The sequence below is a fragment of the Blautia liquoris genome, assembly GCF_015159595.1.
Classification (GTDB): Bacteria; Bacillota; Clostridia; order Lachnospirales; family Lachnospiraceae; genus Novisyntrophococcus; species Novisyntrophococcus liquoris.
On sequence record NZ_CP063304.1, the window covers coordinates 2,207,508 to 2,229,873 of the forward strand.

A 22,366-nucleotide genomic window follows, 5' to 3' on the forward strand; every position below is an offset into this window, starting at 1 on the left:
AACCAGATATATAAATAATTTCTTCTGTAAGGATGCCGCATATATGTAAAAATGCCGGGCTGACAATATTCCCTGTCAGTCCGACATTTCTCTACAGCCCTGTCTTTTGTGCAATATACTCTCTCGCCCGTATTGCATATTCCAGTGGATTAGCCACAGCAGGATCCTGCTCCGCCTCTACCAGCATGTAACCTTCATACCCGTAATTCTCCAGTGTCTGAAAGATCGGTACAAAATCGATGCACCCGTCTCCCGGTATGGTAAAAGTCCCCATCCGCACACCATCCAGAAAACTTAAGTTTTCGCATCTTACTTTCTCAACAATTTCAGGCCGAATATCTTTCAGATGAACGTGTTTAACGCGGTCAATGTGTTTTGTCAGTTCCCCAAGCGGGTCAGCACCGCAATATGCGAAGTGACCGGTGTCATAGAGAAGACCCACGTAAGCCGGATCCGTGTTTGCAAGCATATCATCCACCTCATCCGGATTCTGCACAACCGTTCCCATGTGGTGGTGGAAAGTCAGACTAATCCTATATTCTTCTTTCGCAATCTTGCCCAGTCTGTTCAGCCCGTCACACAGAGTCTTCCACTGTGAATCGTTCATCTCATATTTATGTCCGAAAATCGGAGTGTCAAGTTTTCCCTGTACACTATAGCTCTGCTCGGATACACCAATGATCTTCGCTCCCATTTCTTTCAGAAATGCCAGCTGCATACGAAAGTCCCGTTCCACCTCTTGAAAGGGCTTCGTGAGAAGAAAAGCGGAAAACCACTGATTGCAGATTTCTATCTTTCGTAAATTCAGGGATTTTTTCAATATTTCCGTGTCTTTTGGATAGCGGTTTCCTACCTCCGTTCCGACAAATCCTGCCAGTGCCATCTCGCTGATACACTGTTCAAAGGTATTTTCTTTTCCCAATTCGGGTAGATCGTCATTCGTCCAGGCAATCGGTGCAATCCCAAGTCTTACTTTATTCTTATCAAGCATGATCTTTCCCTCACATAAGTTCTGATAATTTCACTGGCCGGTGTTCTTCATACGATTTTTTCGCGGCAAGGCCCATAATAACAGGCATCAGTCCATCTCGAATCGTAAGCGGAGTTTCTTTGTCATGTTCAATTGCATCAATAAAGGTTTCAATTTCTTTTCCGTAGGCATCCATATAGCGCTCCAGGAAGAAATACAACGGTTTTTCACCAATAATTCCATCACAATTACTGAGTACTGCCGTCGACGGATGATCATTATCCACGGATACCATTCCTTCTGACCCGAATACTTCTGCTCTCTGGTCATATCCGTAAACCGACTTCCTGCAGTTATCAATCACAGCAATCGATCCATTTTCCATCTGAAGTGTGATTACCGCGGTGTCGATATCGCCGGCCTCTCCAATCGCAGGATCGACCAGATTTGCCCCCTGAGCATAAACTTGCGCCGCTTCGCATCCAGACAAAAAACGCACCATGTCAAAATCATGAATCGTCATATCAAGAAAGATTCCGCCCGATACTTTTACATAATTGATATCCGGCGGCTCTGGATCTCTGGACGTAATCTTGATAATCTCCGGTTTTCCGATCTTTCCGGCTGCAACCGCCTGCTGCATCGTCTCAAAATTATGGTCGAATCTGCGATTAAAACCAACCTGATATTTAAGGCCCGTACCTTTTAGTGCTTCTTCAACTTCACGAATCCTAGCCACCTTATGATCCACAGGCTTTTCGCAGAAGACATGTTTCTTTGCACGAATTGTTTCTAATGAAATAGTTGCATGGGTGTCCGTGGAAGAACAGATTAAAACCGCATCAATCTCGGGGTCTTCCAGAATCTCCCTGTAATCTGTCGTTGTATGGAGAACTCCCATACTCTTTGCAAAATGTGCCGTCTCTTCATTCATATAGGGATCCGCTGCTGTTTTTATCACTGCATCTTTTACTCTTGTCCGGATACTTTTGATATGTACTTTCCCAATTCTCCCCGTTCCGATAATTCCTAAGTTTACCATCACATGATCTCCATCTTTATCTTATTTTTAATCGAAGACGTTTTTTCAATCCTTTACATCGTGAAGCCAAATATATTTCTCATCTTCACACCGGTCTGTCTGAAGCCATGGATTTCCGTCGATATGGCGGATCATCCAACACGTATACATCTGATAACCCGGAGCCACAGCCTGAGGATGCAGTTTTCCTCCCGGTATTGCCGAAAAACTCCCATCGACACTCTTAAACACTTCATCGCCCACAAAACTTGCTCCAAACCCTTCCGGATGATCGAACTTGAAATAATACGTCTCCGGCTGCGGATGTCTGTGAGGCAGATAACCGGACCAGTTTCCCTTGTCATTAAGAACTTCGCCTAATACCATGTTAGAATACGGAGCAATCTCATGGTCAAAGATTGTGTTAACTCTGCGCTTTGCAACATTTCCAAATTCACCGACACAGGAATACTTGTACGGTGCATCTTTGGGTGCATAGATTTTCGATGGAAAGGTTGTATCGTTCTTGGTGCATTGAAGCAGGATTTCACAATCCGAAATGGCTTTGACCCTTACACTTTTGCCTGTGCAGACATGAACGCACCATGGGCCTTCCGTAAATACATCCTTTCGGCTTACTTCCCGGCTGCCCTCTTCCCATTCATATCGAATCTCACCGGAAAGCAGCAATACAGCCAGCTCCTCTCCTGCCCGACAAAACTCTCTTGTACTATCCTTTTTCATACGATAGACACGGATATCCATGTTCATCGCCTTGTACTCATTCTCATATGTTGTCAGTATCTGCTCCCCGTCTGCATCAAAGGTGGGATATCCGAATACTTTTTCCATATGCTCTCCTCCTTAAAGTTCTGTGCTGCCTTCCCATGTCCCTACTTTTCTGGAACCTGAATTCTCGTCAAACCAATGTGTTGTGACTGTTTTTGCTCTTGTAAAGAAATGATAGCCGTCTCTTCCGAGAACGTGGAGATCTCCGAAGAAAGATTCTTTGTTTCCTGAAAATGGAAAATAAGCAGTCGGAACCGGAATCCCCACATTCACACCAACCATCCCGCCATCAGTATCCATCACAAATTTTCGGCTGTAATAACCACTCTTTGTAAAGATGCAAGAGCCATTCGCATAAGGATTCGCATTCATGACTTTGATTCCTTCTTCATAATTTTTTACACGTTTCACACAGGTTACAGGTCCGAAGATCTCGCGATCCCCTACTGTCATACCCGGCTTTACATCATCCAGAATCGTCGGTCCTGCAAAATAGCCTTTCTCATATCCCTGAACGGTTATATTTCGTCCGTCCAAAACAACTTTTGCACCCTCATCAATTCCTTTTTGAATCCAACCGTATATCTTGTCTCTATGAGAACCGCTCACCACTGGTCCAAGGTCTGTCTCTTCCTCATAAGCGCATCCAATCTTCAGCCGTTCTGCTTTTTTCTTTAAAAGATCTACGAATTCATCCGCAATGCTTTCCTGCACGCATACAACCGGCAGGGCCATGCATCTCATACCCGCACATCCATAAGTAGAGTTAATAATTGCATTTACTGTGGTCTCAATATTACAGTCTTCCAGAACCAGAGCATGATTTTTTGCTTCTGTCTGTGCCTGTACACGTTTTCCATGAGCGGCTGCTTTGGAATATACTTCTTTTCCTACATGCGTGGTACCTACAAATGTGACTGCTTTTACACGTTCATCTGTCAAAAGAATGTCTGCTTCTTCTCTGCTGCAGGTAATAAGATTTACCACACCTTTCGGAAAACCAGCTTCCTTATAAAATAAATCCATAATTTTCATCGATGTCAGTGGTGTCTGAGAACTTGCTTTCAGAACTACGGTATTTCCACATGCGATAGAGAGTGGAACCATCCACCCCCAGGGGATCATTGCCGGAAAATTCATGGGGACAATTCCGGCTGTGACTCCAAGCGGAAAGCGATAAGCCGCTGTGTCATAACCTGTTGTCACCTGCATGGCCGCATCTCCCTGTATCAGTGCGGGCAGTGCACAGGCCTCTTCTGTCGGCTCAATTGCTTTTTGCACATCTCCTCTGGCCTCTTTAATGTTTTTCCCAAGTTCCATTGCACAAATTCTGGCCAGATCCTCTTTGTGAGCATAGAGAACATCTCTCCATCGAAACATATACTGTTGTCTTGCAGAGAGTGATAATCTCGACCATGCCGGGAAAGCTTCCGCGGCAGATGTAATTGCTTCCTCTACCTCCTCCGCCGTACAACGTGGTGTCCTGGCAATCACTTCTCCCGTACTTGAATCTGTGATATCCACATATTGATCACTTTTTGACTCTCTCCACTCCCCATAAACACAATATCCCGTCTTTTTCATTGCTGTCATTGAATTTACTCCTTTTTCTCCTTTAATAGTCTCTGGCTTCTTTTCGGTGTTTTATCACATCTTCACTTGCTTCTTGTACGCTCTTTTTCCTGGAAGTAGTCGCGATTCCTACATTCCACCATGATTCATAGCCGTCCGTCATCGTCTTTGGGAGTACCTTCAGGTCAAACATGCAGGCCCTTTTCTGACCTTTCGCGTCATCTAGTGCCTGGGTAAGTTCTTCGATCGTTTTGCAGGTGTAAGTCACAAGTCCATACCCCTCACCAATCTTAGCATAGTCTACCGGAATCAAATCTCCCGTTGGCTTTTTACCGTCTGTATACCGGAATTCTGTAGCAATGCTGCCAATCCCATGAGTCATCTCAAGATTGTTGATACAGCCGAAACCGCAATTATCGAAGATCAGGATGTTCACCTTCTGTCTCTCCTGCATAATTGTCATGATCTCACTGTGCAGCATCTGGAAACTCCCATCTCCGACCACACAGTAAACCTCTGTCTCTGGCTCCGCCAGCCTGACACCTAGTGTAGCCGCTACCTCATAACCCATACAGGAATAGCCATATTCCGCATGATATCCGCCTCGTTTATCTGTTTTCCACATCCGCTGCATACAGCTTGGAAGAGACCCTCCTGCGGTGATAATAGTAGAATCTGGTGCAATTGTCCGATTAATTGTGGCAATAGCTGCCGTCTGTGTCAGTGTTGATCTGGTCATATGGACAAATTCCGGAATTGTCCTGGGATCGCGTGCTTCAATAGACGGTTCAAAATCGTCACCCGTATAAGATATCGTTCCAAGCCTCTTTAATTCTATATCCCAGTCTGCCTTTGCTTTTTTAATTTCCCCCTGATAGGCTGAGCAATATTTCTTCTCTCTTAAAAGATCAGCAACCGCCTGCAGCGTTACCTTCACATCTCCCACAGCTTTTGCGGCATCCATCTTAGATGCATGGAAACGATTGTTATTGATCGTGACAATCCGGTCACCATCCTTTTGGAACAGATATTTTGAACTTGTTGTGAAATCGGAAAGCCTGGATCCCACAGCAATCACGACATCCGCATCTTTTGCGATAAGATTGGATGCCGATGTTCCTGTCACACCGATTCCTCCCAGACAATACGGATGACTGGATTTGCAGGCACTTTTCCCCGCCTGTGTCTCACCAAATGGGATATGGAACTCTTCGCAAAAGGATTCGACTGTTTCTCCCGCACCGGAATACTTTACGCCTCCGCCTACAATCAACAGAGGCTTTTTCGCCTGTCCAATGATTTCTGCGATATCTTCCAGTTCCTCTTGTACCGCCACCGGACGAGTAATACGATGTACTCTTTTTTGAAAAAAATATTCAGGAAAATCAAAGGATTCGCCTTCCACATCCTGTGGCAGTGCAATACAACAGGCTCCCGTTTCAGCGGGATCTGTCAGCACCCGCATGGAATTTAAAAGTGCTGTCATCACCTGCTCCGGGCGATTGATGCGATCCCAGTACTTACACACCGGTTTGAAAGCATCATTCGTCGTGGTTGCCATACTATCCTCCTGTTCCAACTGCTGCAGCACAGGATCAGGTTGTCTGGAGGCAAAAGAATCAGCCGGAAACACCAGCAGTGGCAGATTATTCACTGTCGCTGTCGCGCATGCTGTAATCATATTGGCAGCGCCGGGCCCGATCGATGAAGTACATGCAAGGATTGATGTGCGATTCTTCTGTTTTGTGTATGCGATGGCCGCATGACACATCCCTTGTTCATTTCTTCCCTGAAGAACTTTTAAATTTCCCGGATCGGTATCCAAGACCTCCCCCAGTCCCACAGCAATTCCGTGACCGAATATTGTAAAAAAACCTGTGACAAATTTAATCTCTTCACCATCCACAGACACATACTGCTGATCCAAAAATCTCACAATTGCCTGTGCGGTTGTCATCCTGCTTGTGTGTTCTGTCATATCTGCTCTTCTCCTTTCGCCACCATTTCACCATACTCCTCTTTTTCCCGTCTTATAAATTCATGAACTTCTTCTGTATTCGGAAGGGAATCAGAGCAATTATTGCTTCTCACCATCATAGATGCTTCAGCGGAACCGAATTCCAGGCAATCAATCAGCTCCCAGCCCTCAAATAAGCCATAGAGAAATCCTGCCCCATATCCGTCTCCTCCGCCAAATCCTTTCCTGGCTTTTACCGGGAACGGACGAATCGAATAACTTGCTCCATCACGCGTATATGCCGTTGAACCTTTCATGCCATGTTTAATTACCACAATCTTCGCGTGATACCTTTGCCAGAGCGCCGCTGACTCACAATCTTTCAGATTCTCCTGTATCAGATGTTCGGTCAGATCATATTCTTCCCGTGACCCCATGATGATGTCTGCATTTTTTGCTGCTATGGAATAATAAATCGAAATCTCATCTTGATTTTTCCAGTTATAAGCACGGTAGTCAATATCAAAAATAATTCTGGTACGATACTTCTTCGCAAGCATGATCGCTTTTAAGGCCGCCTCTCTGGATGGACTCTCGGCCAATGCTGTTCCTGAAATCAGAATTGCTTTCGCATTTTGTATATAGTCTGCATCAATATCATCCACTGAAAGCTGTAAGTCTGCGATACAGTTTCTGTACATCAGGATATTACTTTCACTTTGGGAGAGCATCTCTGTAAAAGTAAGTCCAAGTTTTTCACCGCCGGTACACCTTGTAATATGACTCGTGTCGATTCCCTCGGAATCAAAATAATCAATCACAAAATCACCAAACTGATCATCCGATACTTTTCCGATAAATCCGGCCTTCAGACCATGCCTTTGGACCCCCACTGCTATATTAGCGGGAGAACCTCCGACATATTTTTCAAACATATGTACATCTTCAAGCGGCTTAAATTCTTCTTTTACCTGGTCTGTATAAGCTGGATTAAAATCAATCGCCACCCTGCCAAGCAGAATCAAATCAAGCTTTCTGCTTTTATCAAAACTGATATATCCCACGTCTGTGATCTCCTCTCTTTTGACTTTAACTTTTCTCCTGAAGCTCAAATGTCTCGAGTCCATGGACGGTATATGCTGATCTGTATTCAGATGGTGACATGCCGCAGGTTTTTAAAAAACATCTGCTGAACTGTGAAAAGCTCGTAAACCCGCAGCGCATTGCAATCTCTGTAATCTTGTCATTGGTAGAGATCAAAAGAAGCTGTGCATTACGAATACGCACCGTCTGAACATAACTAATCAATGTAAATCCGGTCACTTCTTTAAAGGTATGAGAAAGATAGTAAGGACTAATATAAAACTTTTGGGAGAGAAGATCCAGTGACAGACTTTCCGTGCTATGTTTATGTATATAAGCTGTAATGTCATAGATCCTGTCTTGAAGTCTCATCCCTGAGTTGACAGGCTTATAGCAGTTGTATTCCTGTTCCTCATAAAGGAGGGATAAGAATTCCAGAAACTTATTATGTATCAAGAGGTTCTTGCACTCTGAAGTTGAATCTGTCAATCTATAAATCTCATTTAACACCTGGTAGAGCTTCTTTTTCTCTTTCTCCGGGAAACGATAGATAGGAATTCTTGCATCAAAAAGAGAAAGAATTTTAGAGAAAATTTCTTCCATTCCATATATGTGGTTTGGAAATCGAAAATTAATGATAATACGCCTGCTCGGTGACCCTTTTGGATAAACTGTCTTGTGCAGTAGGGACGGACGCAGAAGGACCATATCGTGAAGCTTTATGCCGTAATATTTTCCATCTATGAGATGCCCCGCTGATTCCTCCAGCGGGATCATAATTTCATAGAAAGTGTGAAAATGCTGGAACTGCATGTTCTCTTTATAACACCGTTCATCGTAGTCGAAAAAAAAGTACAGAGAATCTATCGGTGTATTGATGCGATATAAATGTCCCCTTTTATACAAGCTCAACCCATCTATCAGCATAGTTCACACCCTCCTTCGATCAAAGTTATATCTTAAACTACTTTATGACCTGTTTCAAGATGAATTACATGATCTAATTTTGTGTAGTCCGTAAAGTACAGAGTGAATGCCTGCTCAGAACGGGGTTCACTTCCGAATAATCCATTGATATACAGGTGCTCTCCAAATCCCGGACCTATCTGTAGACTCTCAGAAGAATTGGAAAATATGGCCATACCTTGTTTTAATACCATACTTTTTCCATTCTCTGCCGGAAGCGCAAACTGATCATTCCAGAGGAGATCTGCACCAGATACCTCGATCTCCAGACGAAAAGGTGCCTGCTCTACTCCGGATACTTTGATATGAAGGTCGATCCCATGTTCACATTCGAGGACATCGCAGAGAATCTGAAGATTGGGTCCATGAAGTTTTTCTCTCTTCGTGTGGTCCATCTTCCACCAGTCGTTCGTATCAGGTTTTTCTTTGAAAGGAAGATAATACCACCCTCTCATTGTCTGTGTAAGTCGATATCCATCTTTCATCTTTTCCATAGATTCCGGGATAAAGGCCCGATGTTCACAAAAGCTTCCTCCCAGTTTTACCTGAAGATGCATCGTCTTTTGGGAATAATGGAAAAAATCTGATTTTCCCAAAAGCAGTGTATAAGTATTATCATTCCGACAGGCTCTTACGATCCCTGAATCACGATAATAGTTTTGATAAGAACCCGGCCTAAAGACGCCATCATGTTCCACACTTTTAAGTTTAGGATGGTTCATAAAGTGAATCAAAATATCCGGAGAAGAGATTCTTTTTTCTTCAATCAGTTGGAAAATATAGTTGGCAACATCTAAAAACTCCGGGATGTTCTTTCGATATCCCATCGAAAGATACTGCAGATAATAGTCTTTCGGATAGATCAAAGCACCTTGGTCCTGCCTCGTGGAATTTGCCGTAAAGATACTGCCATCAGGTTCCAGATAAGTCAGCATCATATTCAGATTGCGAATTGCATCCGAATAATATTCGTCATTGCCTGTTATATCTCCCAGTGTTATCATCGCATCGTTGTTGATCCGGTTATAATTTCCGGACGACTTCTCCGCGTACTCTCCGTCCTGATTGCAGTCAATTCCCTCATTCAGATAAAGTTGTGCCTGCTTAAAACAGTCATCATCATCAAAAAATCTGCCGCATTCCATTAGATTGGATGCGATAACCCAGCGATGATTTGGAGTGTGAAACCCACCCCTTTTCAGTCCGTTCATTCCGCATCTGACAATCTCTTTTAAATTAATATAGATGGATTCTTCCATATCATCTCTTTGTCTTGCATCCAGATATTTCAGAGGCGGAAGCATTCGTTTCACACAGAAAGCCGTGTCCGGCGCCGAATGAAAATTGCAGTTAATCAGATCGAAAAGCCCGTCTTCGTGTTGATTCAAAGCAATATACTTGAGTCCCAGCCGGATCATCTCGTAAACATCTGCATTACGATAATAACAAGAATCAAAATTGCAGTATGCTGCAATCGCTGTAGTTACCTGGTATATAGCATATTTCGGTTGGACTAAGCCAACCGAATCCAAGAATCCCCCACGGTGGCAGCCTTTCGTTCTTATCTGCGTCTTCAGACTCCGGGCTACTCTTTGATCGGTATCTTTTAAAATTCTCTTATAATGGTTTAACATCTGTATCCTCTTCTTTCAAAACTTCAAGCATAAACAGAATCGCCAATGCCTGTCCATATGGCATGGACTTTAACTCTATGTTTTTGTAAAATTCCTTGTCTGATCTTCCCATTGGCGTTCCATAAGAAACCTGATGAAGGATACCCTGTTCGTCCGTGAGATCCAGAATCGGTTTCACTGCATTTATGGCACATACTTTATCAGACGGATCAAGTATTCCCATATGAACTCCTTTCAGAATGCCATAGGCAAAACCGCAGGTGGCACTTGCTTCCACATAAGACTTGGGATCGTCTACCAAAGTATGCCACATACCATTAGCCGTCTGATACTTTTTCAGTGCCTCAGCCTGGCAAGCCAATGTTTCAATCAAATATCTCCTGAGACCATCTTCACATTCTATCATGTCCAGAAACTCTGGTATTGCAGCAGTGACCCAGCAGTTCCCCCTCCCCCACAGACCTTTTGCAAAATTATGATTTCCATGAAAAGTCCAGCCATGAAACCAGAGACCTGTTTTGTTGTCTGCGAGATACTTGATATGAATCAGGAACTGATATTTTGCCTCTTCTATATACTCCTGCCTTTTTAATATTCTTCCCATATTGGCAAGGAAAAGGACCGCCATGAACAAAGTATCGTCCCATAATTCCTGATCATTTACAGTATCGGAGGTCATATGCTGAAATCCTCCCCCCCTTGTTCTCGGAAAACTTTGCATCATCCAATCTGCCCACTCCCTGCAGATCTTCATATAGTCCTCACGGTTTTGATTCTCCGCAACGTATGACATAGCAAGAAGTGGTGTGGTTGTATTAACATTTCTGGCCGGAAGTCCAATGCTAATCTGTCGGTCATAATACTTCAGCAAAATATTCAGGTACTTTTCCTTATTTGTATAACAATACAATTTCCAGAATCCAAAAAGGCCCACTCCCTGTGTCCATTCCCAGAATTTGTAACGATTGATATCATCTCCCGCCAGGTTTCGATTCTCCATGCCTTCTAAAAATTTACTGTCTGTCTCATATAATACGGATTCAAAACTTTCGGCATAAAGTTCAATCGTTCTGAAAATCTGATTTTTGTTAATTTTAAATGAGCCCATTTCGTCATTGATCCTTTCTTTCAGTTATAGTATCTTCTTATCAGCTCCAATTGCATATTGACTCTTTGCGGAATAGACTCTTTTAATTGTTCCCAGGGCATAAATATCGTATCATCCGGACAGAATGGCTTATACTCCATAGCCGGTTCAAAGGAATATTTCTTTTTGATATAATTTCTCACTTTATTCTGATCCTGATCATCTGCCACAATCTGATTCCTGAACATTTCCTGAATCAAAACTCCAGCCTGTCCGGCTGTAGTATTGCAGCTTTCTTTCCATCCAGGAATAAGAGGAACCATTCTTGCGTCCGGCAGCACAGCATGCTTTCCCGGCTGCAGATATACCACAAGATGCGTCTGATTGGACACTGGAACTTCTTTTGTGTCCAGCGAAACAATATTGAGGTATTTTCCGTGAAAGCTGCCTTCTGCATGATGAACACTTCCGTCAGAGGCAACATACACCCACACATGTTCCAACTCATAGAGATGTTCAATATCATAATCAAACCAGACAGCATATTCTATGGCAAAAGCAACGCTTTTCTCATCTACAGCCACAAATCTCTTTGGAAATGAATCGCTCTTTTGTGTCTGTTCAAAGAGGGTATATCCAATGGCAGAGATCGCAAAAGGCTCATGTAGGTCCATCATGAAAACTGGTTTATATTTTAGTGCCAGCTCCCTTTCTTTATTTTTCAATACTGTCATAATATTTTTCTCTCGCATCCAATACCTTTTTAAGTCCAGCGCTCTCAAGTTTCGCATATTCTTCCTTCTGAGTCTTATCAAAGTCAGCAGTCGGGCAGCTGATACATTTGTAAACATACTCGATCATCGTATCTGTGATATTCTTACCGTAATTTGCTTCATCTTCTGAGATATACGGATAGGTAGGATGGCGATATTTTCCTACTTCACACACATCATAATAATTCTCAAACCACTCTTTACTCTCCCATTCCGTGGACTGATCATTTACACATTTTGATATGATGGCCTCTTTATCATTCGTATAATCCAGCGCCAGATTCACAATATTCAGGTCATCACAAGTTCCCGGATATCCTTTTTCTGATAATTCTTCTTGCGACAGGAATTTCGGCACTCCGTTTTCATCTCTCTGGTGATCCTTTGTGTATATAATATTTTCCGCCACTTCCGGATCCGCCTGCCAGTTCAGATATTTCATGCAGGCATCTACTTTGTCTTCACTCGTCTTAGGGATCATGACAAACATGCCAAATCTCGGTTCATATGGATCTCGATAGGATCCATCGGGCAAATCAAAGCATTCCACCGGTACAAAGGTCTCGTGACCTATAGTATTGTTCAAAACTTCTATATACTCCCATGGCCTTGAGGTATCATCCAGAATAAATCCAACATTTCCCGCTGTCACCTGTGCTTTGTATATATCTTCGGTTGTATCCGTCGAGAAGTCCTTGGAGATCAGGCCTTCATTGTACCATTCATTAAGCTTTTTCAGTCCCTCTTCGGCACCCGAAGCAACTGCCATGTAGCCCTCATTGTACATATAGCCTTCCTTATCATCTTTTAAGTCCACATAAGATCCAAGGAAGTTTAGGTATCCTTTTTCTGTGTCATTTCTCCCACTCATCGCCCAGGGGATAACATTCTCCACATTGCCGGGGTTTTTCTCTTTTACAGCTTTCAGATAAGCTTCAAGCTCTTCCTTTGTTTTTGGAATATTCATTCCCAGAGCATCCAGCCAGTCTTTTCGGATATATGCAGTGTGGCGTGCCTTTTCCTCGCCTCTCTGCTTCATAATCGCGAACTGCTTTCCGTCAATCACTCCCATATCCTGAACATCACCTACATATTTCGCAATGTCCTTTCCCTCTTTCTTATATGCCTCTGAAAGGTCTGCCAGACCGCCATTCGATGCGTAGTTACTGAAAAGATCCTGCCCATAGCTGAAGACAATATCCGGGGCGCTTCCGCCTGACATCATAATATTTAACTTATCATCCGAAGACGATCTGGGCACCGCTACAAACTTGACATTGAGATTCAGTTTTTCCTTCACTTGCTGCTGAATCCATTTCGTCTGTTCATTATCTTCCGAAGTAGTCCCGGGGGCAGCATCCCCTCTGTCCCACACCATCACCTTAATTGTCTCCTCTTTGCCACTATCCTTATCTTTTGCCTCATTAGCACCTTTTTGATTTCCTTCACCCGCACATCCTGTAAGCACTGCCGACGAAGCTAGTACGACTGCCATTCCCTTTAGCAAACTTTTCTTTCTCATACCCGTTACCTCCATTTATATTTTTTAGTTTATTACATCCTTAATCATTTCGAAGGCACTAGCCCTTCACTGCTCCCAGCATAATACCCGATGTAAAATATTTTTGAATAAATGGATATACAATCACCATCGGTGCCATAGATATCACAATACTTGCAGACTTAATGTTATCTGCAACAAGTTGTGATGTCAGTCCTTCCTGCTGAGAGATCTTAACAGATTCTATCATCTGTTTCAAAACCATCTGTACCGTGTAAAGGTTTGATGAATTCACATAATATAACACATCACTTAGTCGATTCCACCTTCCCACTGCATAGAACAATGCCAGCGTCGCAATCGTCGGAAATACCAGTGGCAGTGCAATTTTAATCAATGTCTGTGTTTCATTACAGCCATCAATCTTTGCAGCCTCATAGAGGGAAGAATCAATCCCACGGAATGCCTGACACATGATAATCATGTTGTAGGCTGAAAGAGCCTCCGGAACAATCAAAGCCCATACGGTATCAATCATATTGAAGTCTTTTACATTGAGATACTTAGGTATAATTCCGGGATCTAGATACATGGTCAGTACGAACAAGGTCATGATCACACCAGCCCCTTTCAGCTTCTTTTTAGAAAGGGGGTAGGCCGCCAGGACTGTCATAACCATACTGATGACTGTCGATATAACCATCAGTACCACCGAATATAAAAATGAGGAAGTAAAACTCCCACTCTTTATGGCTTTCTTATAAGCATCCAGCGTAAACTCGACAGGATATAGGAATACTTTTCCTGACAAGATCGCATTTTTGGAGCTAAGCGACATGGAAATCACACGTATAATCGGAATCAGCGCTATAATACTGATCAATATGAATAAAATCTTCCAAAACAGCTGAAATCTCTTTTCCTCTTTACTTTTCACTCCATTCATCACATAATTCCCTCCTCTCCAATCTTCTTTGAAATCTGATTCACAGAGAGAATCAGAATAATTCCAACCACAGACTGGAACAGGCCTACGGCAGTTGCAAAATCAAACCGACCTGACTGAAGTCCCACATTATATACATAGGTGCTGATGACATCAGATGCACTTTTCACCAGGGTATTTCCCAACATATAAGGCCGGTCAAAATCGATAGAAATGATCTTACCTAACTGCATAATCAACATAATAGATATCGTTGGACGAATCTGCGAAAGTGTCACATGCCAGATTCTCTGAAGCCTCGTCGCACCATCAATATAGGCTGCTTCTCCAAGTGAAGGATCTGTAGATGTCAGTGCTGCCAGATAGATAATCAGTGAATATCCGGCTGACTGCCAGATCCCGGAAATCCAATAGACAATTCTCCATGCAAACGGAGAACTTAAGAATCCCACTTCACCAAATCCCATCTTGCAAAATAATTCGTTAACAAGTCCGCTGGATGAAAACAACTGAGTCACAATACCGGCAATGATAACCCAGGAAAGAAAATTAGGCAGATATAAAATTGTCTGTGTCACTTTTCTTATTTTTTTACTATTAATCTCGAATAAAAATACTGCAATCAGAATCGGGAATGGAAATCCTAAAATCAGATCTCCGATATTCAAAATCAATGTGTTTTTTAGAGCACTCCAAAATTCGGCCGAGCCAAAAGCTTCTCTAAAGTGTTCCAGCCCCACCCATGGGCTCTTCCAGATTCCTGCAAATACATTAAACTTTTTAAAGGCTGCCACAACGCCGAGCATTGGCTTGTATTTGAACAGAATTATGTAAATCACTGGTATCAGAAGCATCAGATAAAGCTGCCAAGTGTTCCTGAAGTAAACTTTTACAGGTACCTTCTTCTGCTTTTGTTTCCTACTTTTTATCATTGAACTCCTCCTGTCCTTTCGTTTTATATCGGATTTATTCTTTGTCCAGCCTGCTTACCAATTCCAATAGGTCAAGCGGATGGTGAATTACATAATCCGGCTGATCTTCTTTCCCGGATGGAGTCATATTATACCTTGGTGACCAATCAAGAAGCACGGAAGTGATTCCGAAACGATTTGCTCCCACGATATCCTTCTTCAGGTTATTTCCGACCATAATAATTCTCTCTTTATCTTCATCTGAAAGAGAATTCTTTTCCATGGCGTCTTGAAACATCTCCCGCGCCGGCTTTTGAACCCCTACAATTTCGGAAATTGTTCTCGTTGTAAAACAATGACCTAAGCCATTCTCTTCATATGTATTCGCGAAAGAGCGCTCTTCTCCATCTGCCACCATAGCAATGATATAATCTCTTTCATGCAGTGTCTGCAGAATCTCTTTTGCTCCGGGAACTAAACCTGCATGAATGACTATCCCTTTTTCATCTCTCTGTTCTGTTCCTTCATCAACAATTGTGTCCCCGCTGTCGATAAAAATGATTGTTTTTTTATTCACACGCATCTTCTCCGTATTCTAATATTGTGTAAATTCCATTAATTCAACATGTTCATTATACATTTTTAGTCACATTTTTACTATGCGTTATTTGTTATAAATTCAAACAAAGTATTGCATAATTTGCTATGATACCAGGGTCAAAAGGTCCTGCGTTTCATGCTCACATGAAAAAGCACGACCTTGGGACCCGAACAAACATGAGAATATCAGAAACTAAGAAACGTGCTGTAAAGCAATTCAGACTTTACCGCACGTTTTAATAAATAAAATTATTCAAACATCTCCACATTCACCTCATTCGTGATAAATTGATACCGGACTTATATGCTTTTGTCTTTGATTTCAACCTTCATCCCTCCTCATAAGTGGCTGATATTTCCACGGTTCCCGAACATATCGGTCATTTTCCAGATATTCATACGTCTCAAATCTGTGTGTGTCATCTTCTTTTAGCACAAACATGCGGCAGCCATATAAGAAATCTTCCGCTCCATAGTTTCCATATCCACTCTTTCTTCCATATCCCAGGATCAAACCGTAATAATCTCCCCAGAAAGAATTCACGTGATCATGGCCGAAGAAGAGACCTTTGGTATGCCCGTCTTTTACCATGGACAAACACTGTCCGGAATTGACAAGCGGAGATCCAAATCCGTCTCTCTTCACTCCAAAACACCTTTCAAATTTCCATACATCTTCAATCTCGGGAACCGGTATATGCTGAAATGCCAATACAGAAAAATCTTTTTGTCTTTCTTCCAGCTTCTTCATCTGATTCTCATACCACCGGATCTGGTTTGATGTCACATAGGCATATCCGCCAATTTCTTCCATCGGATTATAATTTCCGGAGTCAATTCCCGCGATAGCCCACGGCATACCCTCATCATTTCCGTAAATTGGAAGAATATGGCTGCCATAGCCATCACCTGCCTCTCTGTCATCATACCCGATAAATCCATCCATCTTCTCCAACCTGGAGAACAAGGTCTTTTCATCACTGTTTTCTTCCACATCGTGATTTCCAAAGACAAAACTCCATGGAATCTTCGATTCAACGAGCGGAGCCATCACTTTATCCAAATTCTTCAGATTATCCGGGCCATACACAGCATCACCGGTCACCATAATAAAATCCGGTTTCTCTTTCTCAATACACTGACGGACGAGTGCCACACTCCTGTGATCTCTCTCGTCATCATCTGTATAATGAATATCCGTAAGCTGCATCACCTTGAAAGTACCATCTTGTCTAAACTTCAAGTTCTTTTCCATCTTTCTCCTTTCCATCTGCTAAAAATCTTATTCTTTCAGCAGACATATCCGCCTATTCTCTTTGACTCATAAAGCTATTATAGCATACATAAAGCTTTCCCATAATGGACAATTCTACGATAGATTCTTTCAATAAGAAAGAACACTCCAGGGACCTGCTTCGACTTTGGAAAATTTCAGACACATATATAGCAAAATATAAAGAAAAGGCATAAAAGGTGGTCAAATAGATAACCGCTTTTTATGCCCTTCTTTATATTTTTAGTACTAACATGTTAATTGTGGTTTGTTTTGTTAATGTAGTTAATCAGCCCCTCAGACTCGATAATCTTCTGCATAAACGGTGGAAATGCCTGCCCCTGATATATTGTATTTTTCGTGAGATCTTTGATTCTTCCAGTATCGAAGTCCACCTCAACCTCATCGAAAGGTTCGATTTCTCTGGCTGCCTTTGGGCATTCAATGATAGCAAGACCAATATTGATCGCATTTCTGTAAAAGATTCTGGCAAATGTCTCCGCAATGACGCAGCTGACCCCAGACGCCTTGATGGCAATTGGTGCATGTTCTCGCGATGAACCACAGCCGAAATTCTTCCCTGCTGCGATAATATCTCCCTGATTTACTTTCTTATTAAATTCAGAGTCAATATCTTCCATACAGTGTTCTGCCAGCCAAGCGGGATCTGACTGATTCAGATACCTTGCCGGGATGATGACATCGGTGTCTACATTATCTCCATATTTAAATACTTTTCCCTGAGCCTTCATACTTTCCTTTCCTCCCACATTCCAAATTCCTCCGGACTGCTGATCTTTCCGGTCACGGCGCTTGCAGCTGCAACTGCCGGACTTGCCAGATATACTTCTGATTTCACGTGTCCCATACGTCCAACAAAATTCCGATTCGTCGTGGAAACACAGCGTTCGCCTTCGGCCAGAATTCCCATATAGCCGCCGAGACAAGGCCCACAAGTCGGTGTACTCACCACGCACCCGGCTTCGATAAAGCTACGGAGAAGTCCCTCGTCCATCGCCTGCAGATAGATCTCCTGAGTTGCAGGGAGAATGATGCATCTGATATTCTCTTTAACTTTTCGTCCGTTCAGGATCTCAGCCGCAACACGCAGATCGTCAATTCTTCCATTCGTGCAGGATCCAATCACAACCTGATCAATCACAACATCCTCTTTTATCTCATCAATTGTCTTCGTATTCTCGGGGAGATGCGGAAATGCCACAGTCGGGCGAAGTTTTGACAGATCAATCGTATATTCCTCATCGTATCTTGCATCCTTATCTGCCTCATAAACCTTATAAGGGCGTTTTGAATGTTCTCGCATATATTCGGCAGCTTTCTCATCAACCGGAAAAATACCGTTCTTGGCACCGGCTTCGATTGCCATATTTGCGATTGTAAAGCGATCATCCATCGTGAGATGTTTGACGCCGTCGCCAGTGAACTCCAATGATTGATACAGTGCACCATCCACACCAATCATCCCGATGATATGTAAAATCACATCTTTTCCGCTCACCCATCCGCACGGCTTTCCTGTCAGATTGATTTTTATCGCTGAAGGCACCTTAAACCATGCTCTTCCTGTCACCATGCCTGCGGCCATATCTGTGCTTCCGACACCTGTGGAGAATGCACCGAGCGCTCCGTACGTGCAAGTGTGGGAATCTGCTCCTATAATCACATCTCCTGCCACGGTTAGTCCCTGTTCAGGAAGAAGCGCATGCTCGATGCCCATCTGTCCAACATCAAAATAATTCGTGATATCATGTTTACAGGCAAACTGTCTCACACATTTACAGTTTTCTGCAGATTTGATATCTTTATTCGGAACAAAATGATCCATCACAAGAGCAATCTTTTCCTTATTAAAAACTTCTTTTTGTTCAAACTTATCCATCTCACGGATGGCAACGGGAGATGTGATATCATTTCCCAATACCAGATCTAAATCCGCTTCAATCAGCTGCCCTGCTTCCACCTGATCCAGATGTGCCGCCTGAGCCAATATCTTCTGAGTCATTGTCATTCCCATGTTTCTATCCTCCAGAACTTTTCTAACTTATTATAAGAAATCTTAATTAATCCGATATGCCAATTACTTCTATCAGACAGCCTGCATCACCGAAAGGTTTTCGGCCAGAAGGTCTCCCATCTCGGATGTCGAGACTTCCTTGCACCCTTTAGACATGATATCCGGCGTTCGATAGCCTTCTTTCAAAACCTTTTCTACCGCTCTTTCCACAGCAGCGGCTTCTTTGTCGAGGTCCAGTGAAAACCGAAGCATCATGGCAGCCGACAAGACTGTCGCAAGTGGATTTGCTATATTTTTCCCCGCAATATCAGGTGCCGACCCATGACTTGGCTCATACAGACCAAATTTCGTCTCATTCAGGCTTGCCGACGGGAGCATTCCGATGGATCCTGTGATCATACTTGCCTCGTCTGATAAGATATCGCCGAATGTGTTCTCAGTCACAACCACATCAAACTGCCCTGGATTCGCAACCAGCTGCATCGCACAATTGTCGACCAGCATATGTTCTAATGTCACATCCGGATAGTCCTTTGCTGTCTCCTCCATCACTGCTCTCCAGAGTCTGGAGGATTCAAGTACATTCGCCTTATCTACACTGGTCACTTTCTTCCTGCGTTTCCTCGCGATGGCAAATGCGCGCTTTGCAGTTCTTCGAATCTCATCTTCGCTATATATTAACGTATCAACCGCCGTTTTTCCTCCGTCTGTCTCGGTGGTCTTCTTCTCTCCGAAATAGAGACCGCCGGTGAGCTCCCGAACAATCATCATGTCAAATCCATTTCCAATGATTTTCTCTTTTAACGGGCAGGCGTCTTTCAGTTCCTCATAGAGGTATGCCGGCCTTAAATTTGCAAATAGATTCAATGACTTTCGAATCCCCAGAAGTCCCGCTTCCGGACGTTTCGATGGTTCCAGCTGATACCACGGAGATGTCATGGCATCTCCGCCGATAGACCCCATCAAAACAGCATTACATTGTTTTGCCTGGCAAATAGTCTCGTCCGTCAGAGGTACCCCGCAGGCATCAATGGATGCACCCCCGAGAAGTAGATTCTGATAGTAAAATGTCACTTTATACTTTTCCGATACCGCATCCAGGACCTTTTTTGCTTCACTTACAATCTCCGGACCGATTCCGTCACCATGTATTAATCCGATTTTATACTTCATATTTCGCCTCCGCCTTATCTGTTGTTGATGGCACTCACAAGTGCATCGATGGATGCCCTGATGATATCCGGATCTACACCTGCACCCCAGGAAAGTTTACCATCCGGCTTTTTGATTCCCACATAGGCAATCGCTTTGGAACTCGTACTCTGGGTAAGTGCATGCTCCTGATAAGTGACAAGATCATATTCCAGATGACATGCCGCTTTTAGTGCATTGCTCACAGCATCCAGACGCCCATTTCCTCTCGCTGTCTTTGAAGTTTCCTTATCGCCTGCTGTCAAAGTAACCTCTGCCTCAATCTCGGAATCCGGAAGCTGTCGGAAATGCACTTCATTTACGTCGTAAGATCCGTTTACATGTTCAAATGTTTCTTTGAAGAGGCTGAAGATTTCATCGGGCAGAAGTTCTTTATGCAGATGATCGGATCGATCCTTTGCCACATAACTCATGCTTTCTTGCATCTTCGGCGGAAGATTCAGTCCGTATCTTGTCTCAAGGATATACCCTACGCCACCTTTTCCAGACTGACTGTTAATCCGAATGACATCCGCGTCGTAGTTTCTTCCGATATCCGTAGGATCAATCGGAAGGTAGGGAACCGTCCAGTGATCTGGGTCTTCGCTTTCGATCCAGTGCATTCCCTTGGCAATTGCATCCTGATGAGATCCGGAAAATGCCGCAAAGACAAGTGCACCACTATATGGGCTCCTCTCATCAACTTTCATTCCAGTGTAGCTTTCATACTTTTCACAAATATGCGGCATATCCGAAAAGTCAAGTTTTGGGTCTACTCCTTGAGCATACATATTCATCGCAAGAGTGACGATATCCACATTTCCGGTCCTCTCTCCATTTCCAAATAAGGTTCCTTCAATGCGGTCAGCTCCGGCAAGAATTCCCAGTTCTGAATCACTCACCCCTGATCCGCGATCATTGTGAGGATGTAAGGACAGGACAACATTTTCACGATATTTCAGGTTTTTGCTCATGTATTCAATCTGGCTTGCGTACACATGAGGCAGAGAAAGCTGAACCGTACTCGGCAAATTGATAACCGCCTTCTGAACCGCTGTCGGCTGCCACACATCAAGGACTGCATTGCAGACCTCAAGAGCATAATGCGGCTCTGTCCCGGTAAAACTCTCCGGAGAGTATTCAAATCGGTAATTACCGCCGGTCTCATCGGTAAGTTCTTTTAGAAGTTTTGCACCGTCCACTGCAATTTTTTTGATTTCCTCTTTCGATTTCTTAAACACCTGCTGCCGCTGTGCAAAGGATGTTGAATTGTACACATGTACGATTGCCTTTTTGCATCCTTTCAGAGCTTCGAATGTTTTGCGGATGATATGTTCTCTTGCCTGAGTCAGAACCTGAACTGTGACATCATCTGGTATCAGATCCTGTTCAATCAGTGCACGCAAAAACTCATATTCTGTCTCGGATGCCGCTGGAAATCCAACTTCAATCTCCTTAAATCCGATCTTTACCAGCAGTTGAAAGAAATCAATCTTCTGCTCAAGACTCATGGGAATGACCAGTGCCTGATTCCCGTCGCGAAGATCAACACTACACCAGATCGGTGCTTTTTCCACATATTCTTTTTGCGTCCATTTTTGATACCCCTTCGGGGGCATGAAATATTGTCTTTGATACTTGCCTGGATTCATCATACAAATTTTCCTCCTGCCAATGAATAAAACGTGAACTTGTTTCCTTCGGATAAAAGAAAAAGCCTTCCGTCTCCTACATATCTTTGTAAGAGACGAAAGACTGCTATTAGTCCTGCGCGGTACCACTCATATTTGCGAATTTCTTCGCACACTCTGCGGATACGGATCAAGATCGATCTTATATCCTGCCCGTATAACGGTGGGCTTCCGTCTGTGCTTACTCTTCCGAAGAATTTCAGGCAGCCGCTTGGAGGGCAGTTCCAAAAGTTTTCTCTGCCACTTCTCATCACCCAGCGGCTTTCTGGAATCAAAAACTGATGTACTAATCCTCGTCATAGCATTTTTGCTTTTTCTTTGTCTATTAAGATAACATTTAAGATAAAATATGTCAAGTACCAAAAT

At 43.2% G+C, this 22,366-nt stretch carries 19 protein-coding genes and 1 other annotated feature; all 19 genes read right to left on the reverse strand.

Annotated features, from left to right (window positions below; genetic code table 11):
- Positions 1–91: 91 nt before the first annotated feature.
- Entirely contained in the window at positions 92–991 is a 900-nt protein-coding gene (gene iolE, locus INP51_RS10135; protein WP_193734737.1) for a myo-inosose-2 dehydratase, read from the reverse strand.
- A 10-nt stretch (positions 992–1,001) separates the two neighbouring features.
- The gene (gene iolG, locus INP51_RS10140) at positions 1,002–2,012 is read right to left on the reverse strand and encodes an inositol 2-dehydrogenase (RefSeq protein ID WP_193734738.1); all 1,011 of its coding nucleotides are present in this window, start codon (positions 2,010–2,012) and stop codon (positions 1,002–1,004) included.
- 45 nt (positions 2,013–2,057) lie between these two features.
- Complete coding sequence (locus INP51_RS10145) at positions 2,058–2,843, reverse strand: 5-deoxy-glucuronate isomerase (protein ID WP_193734739.1); 786 nt, start codon at positions 2,841–2,843, stop codon at positions 2,058–2,060.
- Between the two features lie 12 nt (positions 2,844–2,855).
- Positions 2,856–4,373: a CoA-acylating methylmalonate-semialdehyde dehydrogenase gene (locus INP51_RS10150; RefSeq protein WP_193734740.1), complete on the reverse strand. Its 1,518-nt coding sequence runs from the start codon at positions 4,371–4,373 to the stop codon at positions 2,856–2,858.
- A gap of 22 nt (positions 4,374–4,395) precedes the next feature.
- On the reverse strand, positions 4,396–6,330 hold the full coding sequence (iolD, locus tag INP51_RS10155; protein ID WP_193734741.1) for a 3D-(3,5/4)-trihydroxycyclohexane-1,2-dione acylhydrolase (decyclizing): 1,935 nt from the start codon (positions 6,328–6,330) through the stop codon (positions 4,396–4,398).
- Positions 6,327–7,373, reverse strand: a complete 1,047-nt coding sequence (gene iolC, locus INP51_RS10160) for a 5-dehydro-2-deoxygluconokinase (protein ID WP_193734742.1) — start codon at positions 7,371–7,373, stop codon at positions 6,327–6,329. The genes iolD and iolC overlap by 4 nt, the downstream gene beginning before the upstream one ends.
- 25 nt (positions 7,374–7,398) lie before the next feature.
- Positions 7,399–8,319: an AraC family transcriptional regulator gene (locus INP51_RS10165; RefSeq protein ID WP_193734743.1), complete on the reverse strand. Its 921-nt coding sequence runs from the start codon at positions 8,317–8,319 to the stop codon at positions 7,399–7,401.
- 32 nt (positions 8,320–8,351) lie between these two features.
- On the reverse strand, positions 8,352–9,992 hold the full coding sequence (locus INP51_RS10170) for a hypothetical protein (RefSeq protein WP_193734744.1): 1,641 nt from the start codon (positions 9,990–9,992) through the stop codon (positions 8,352–8,354).
- The gene (gene bglB / locus INP51_RS10175; RefSeq protein WP_193734745.1) at positions 9,976–11,100 is read right to left on the reverse strand and encodes a beta-galactosidase BglB; all 1,125 of its coding nucleotides are present in this window, start codon (positions 11,098–11,100) and stop codon (positions 9,976–9,978) included. Before bglB ends, INP51_RS10170 begins: the two co-directional genes overlap by 17 nt.
- A 20-nt stretch (positions 11,101–11,120) precedes the next feature.
- Complete coding sequence (locus INP51_RS10180) at positions 11,121–11,813, reverse strand: hypothetical protein (protein WP_193734746.1); 693 nt, start codon at positions 11,811–11,813, stop codon at positions 11,121–11,123.
- Complete coding sequence (locus INP51_RS10185; RefSeq protein WP_193734747.1) at positions 11,794–13,374, reverse strand: extracellular solute-binding protein; 1,581 nt, start codon at positions 13,372–13,374, stop codon at positions 11,794–11,796. The genes INP51_RS10180 and INP51_RS10185 overlap by 20 nt, the downstream gene beginning before the upstream one ends.
- A gap of 58 nt (positions 13,375–13,432) precedes the next feature.
- A complete protein-coding gene (locus INP51_RS10190; RefSeq protein WP_193734748.1) occupies positions 13,433–14,299 on the reverse strand; it encodes a carbohydrate ABC transporter permease in 867 nt (288 codons plus the stop codon).
- On the reverse strand, positions 14,299–15,231 hold the full coding sequence (locus INP51_RS10195; protein WP_193734749.1) for an ABC transporter permease: 933 nt from the start codon (positions 15,229–15,231) through the stop codon (positions 14,299–14,301). The genes INP51_RS10190 and INP51_RS10195 overlap by 1 nt, the downstream gene beginning before the upstream one ends.
- A gap of 34 nt (positions 15,232–15,265) precedes the next feature.
- On the reverse strand, positions 15,266–15,787 hold the full coding sequence (locus INP51_RS10200) for an HAD family hydrolase (protein WP_230406764.1): 522 nt from the start codon (positions 15,785–15,787) through the stop codon (positions 15,266–15,268).
- 345 nt (positions 15,788–16,132) lie between these two features.
- Entirely contained in the window at positions 16,133–17,065 is a 933-nt protein-coding gene (locus INP51_RS10205; protein ID WP_193734751.1) for a metallophosphoesterase family protein, read from the reverse strand.
- A gap of 275 nt (positions 17,066–17,340) precedes the next feature.
- Positions 17,341–17,835: a 3-isopropylmalate dehydratase small subunit gene (gene leuD, locus INP51_RS10210; protein WP_193734752.1), complete on the reverse strand. Its 495-nt coding sequence runs from the start codon at positions 17,833–17,835 to the stop codon at positions 17,341–17,343.
- A complete protein-coding gene (gene leuC / locus INP51_RS10215) occupies positions 17,832–19,118 on the reverse strand; it encodes a 3-isopropylmalate dehydratase large subunit (protein ID WP_193734753.1) in 1,287 nt (428 codons plus the stop codon). Before leuC ends, leuD begins: the two co-directional genes overlap by 4 nt.
- A gap of 72 nt (positions 19,119–19,190) precedes the next feature.
- Positions 19,191–20,291: a 3-isopropylmalate dehydrogenase gene (gene leuB, locus INP51_RS10220; protein ID WP_193734754.1), complete on the reverse strand. Its 1,101-nt coding sequence runs from the start codon at positions 20,289–20,291 to the stop codon at positions 19,191–19,193.
- Between the two features lie 14 nt (positions 20,292–20,305).
- A complete protein-coding gene (locus INP51_RS10225) occupies positions 20,306–21,964 on the reverse strand; it encodes a 2-isopropylmalate synthase (RefSeq protein WP_193734755.1) in 1,659 nt (552 codons plus the stop codon).
- An 85-nt stretch (positions 21,965–22,049) separates the two neighbouring features.
- Positions 22,050–22,309: a binding site (T-box leader), on the reverse strand.
- Positions 22,310–22,366: the final 57 nt, after the last annotated feature.

Coding starts and splice junctions, on each gene's coding strand:
- iolE (WP_193734737.1), bottom strand. CDS start 991: ATGCTTGATAAGAATAAAGTAAGACTTGGGATTGCACCGATTGCCTGG.
- iolG (WP_193734738.1), bottom strand. CDS start 2,012: ATGGTAAACTTAGGAATTATCGGAACGGGGAGAATTGGGAAAGTACAT.
- INP51_RS10145 (WP_193734739.1), bottom strand. CDS start 2,843: ATGGAAAAAGTATTCGGATATCCCACCTTTGATGCAGACGGGGAGCAG.
- INP51_RS10150 (WP_193734740.1), bottom strand. CDS start 4,373: ATGACAGCAATGAAAAAGACGGGATATTGTGTTTATGGGGAGTGGAGA.
- iolD (WP_193734741.1), bottom strand. CDS start 6,330: ATGACAGAACACACAAGCAGGATGACAACCGCACAGGCAATTGTGAGA.
- INP51_RS10165 (WP_193734743.1), bottom strand. CDS start 8,319: ATGCTGATAGATGGGTTGAGCTTGTATAAAAGGGGACATTTATATCGC.
- INP51_RS10170 (WP_193734744.1), bottom strand. CDS start 9,992: ATGTTAAACCATTATAAGAGAATTTTAAAAGATACCGATCAAAGAGTA.
- bglB (WP_193734745.1), bottom strand. CDS start 11,100: ATGGGCTCATTTAAAATTAACAAAAATCAGATTTTCAGAACGATTGAA.
- INP51_RS10180 (WP_193734746.1), bottom strand. CDS start 11,813: ATGACAGTATTGAAAAATAAAGAAAGGGAGCTGGCACTAAAATATAAA.
- INP51_RS10185 (WP_193734747.1), bottom strand. CDS start 13,374: ATGAGAAAGAAAAGTTTGCTAAAGGGAATGGCAGTCGTACTAGCTTCG.
- INP51_RS10190 (WP_193734748.1), bottom strand. CDS start 14,299: ATGAATGGAGTGAAAAGTAAAGAGGAAAAGAGATTTCAGCTGTTTTGG.
- INP51_RS10195 (WP_193734749.1), bottom strand. CDS start 15,231: ATGATAAAAAGTAGGAAACAAAAGCAGAAGAAGGTACCTGTAAAAGTT.
- INP51_RS10205 (WP_193734751.1), bottom strand. CDS start 17,065: ATGGAAAAGAACTTGAAGTTTAGACAAGATGGTACTTTCAAGGTGATG.
- leuD (WP_193734752.1), bottom strand. CDS start 17,835: ATGAAGGCTCAGGGAAAAGTATTTAAATATGGAGATAATGTAGACACC.
- leuC (WP_193734753.1), bottom strand. CDS start 19,118: ATGGGAATGACAATGACTCAGAAGATATTGGCTCAGGCGGCACATCTG.
- leuB (WP_193734754.1), bottom strand. CDS start 20,291: ATGAAGTATAAAATCGGATTAATACATGGTGACGGAATCGGTCCGGAG.
- INP51_RS10225 (WP_193734755.1), bottom strand. CDS start 21,964: ATGATGAATCCAGGCAAGTATCAAAGACAATATTTCATGCCCCCGAAG.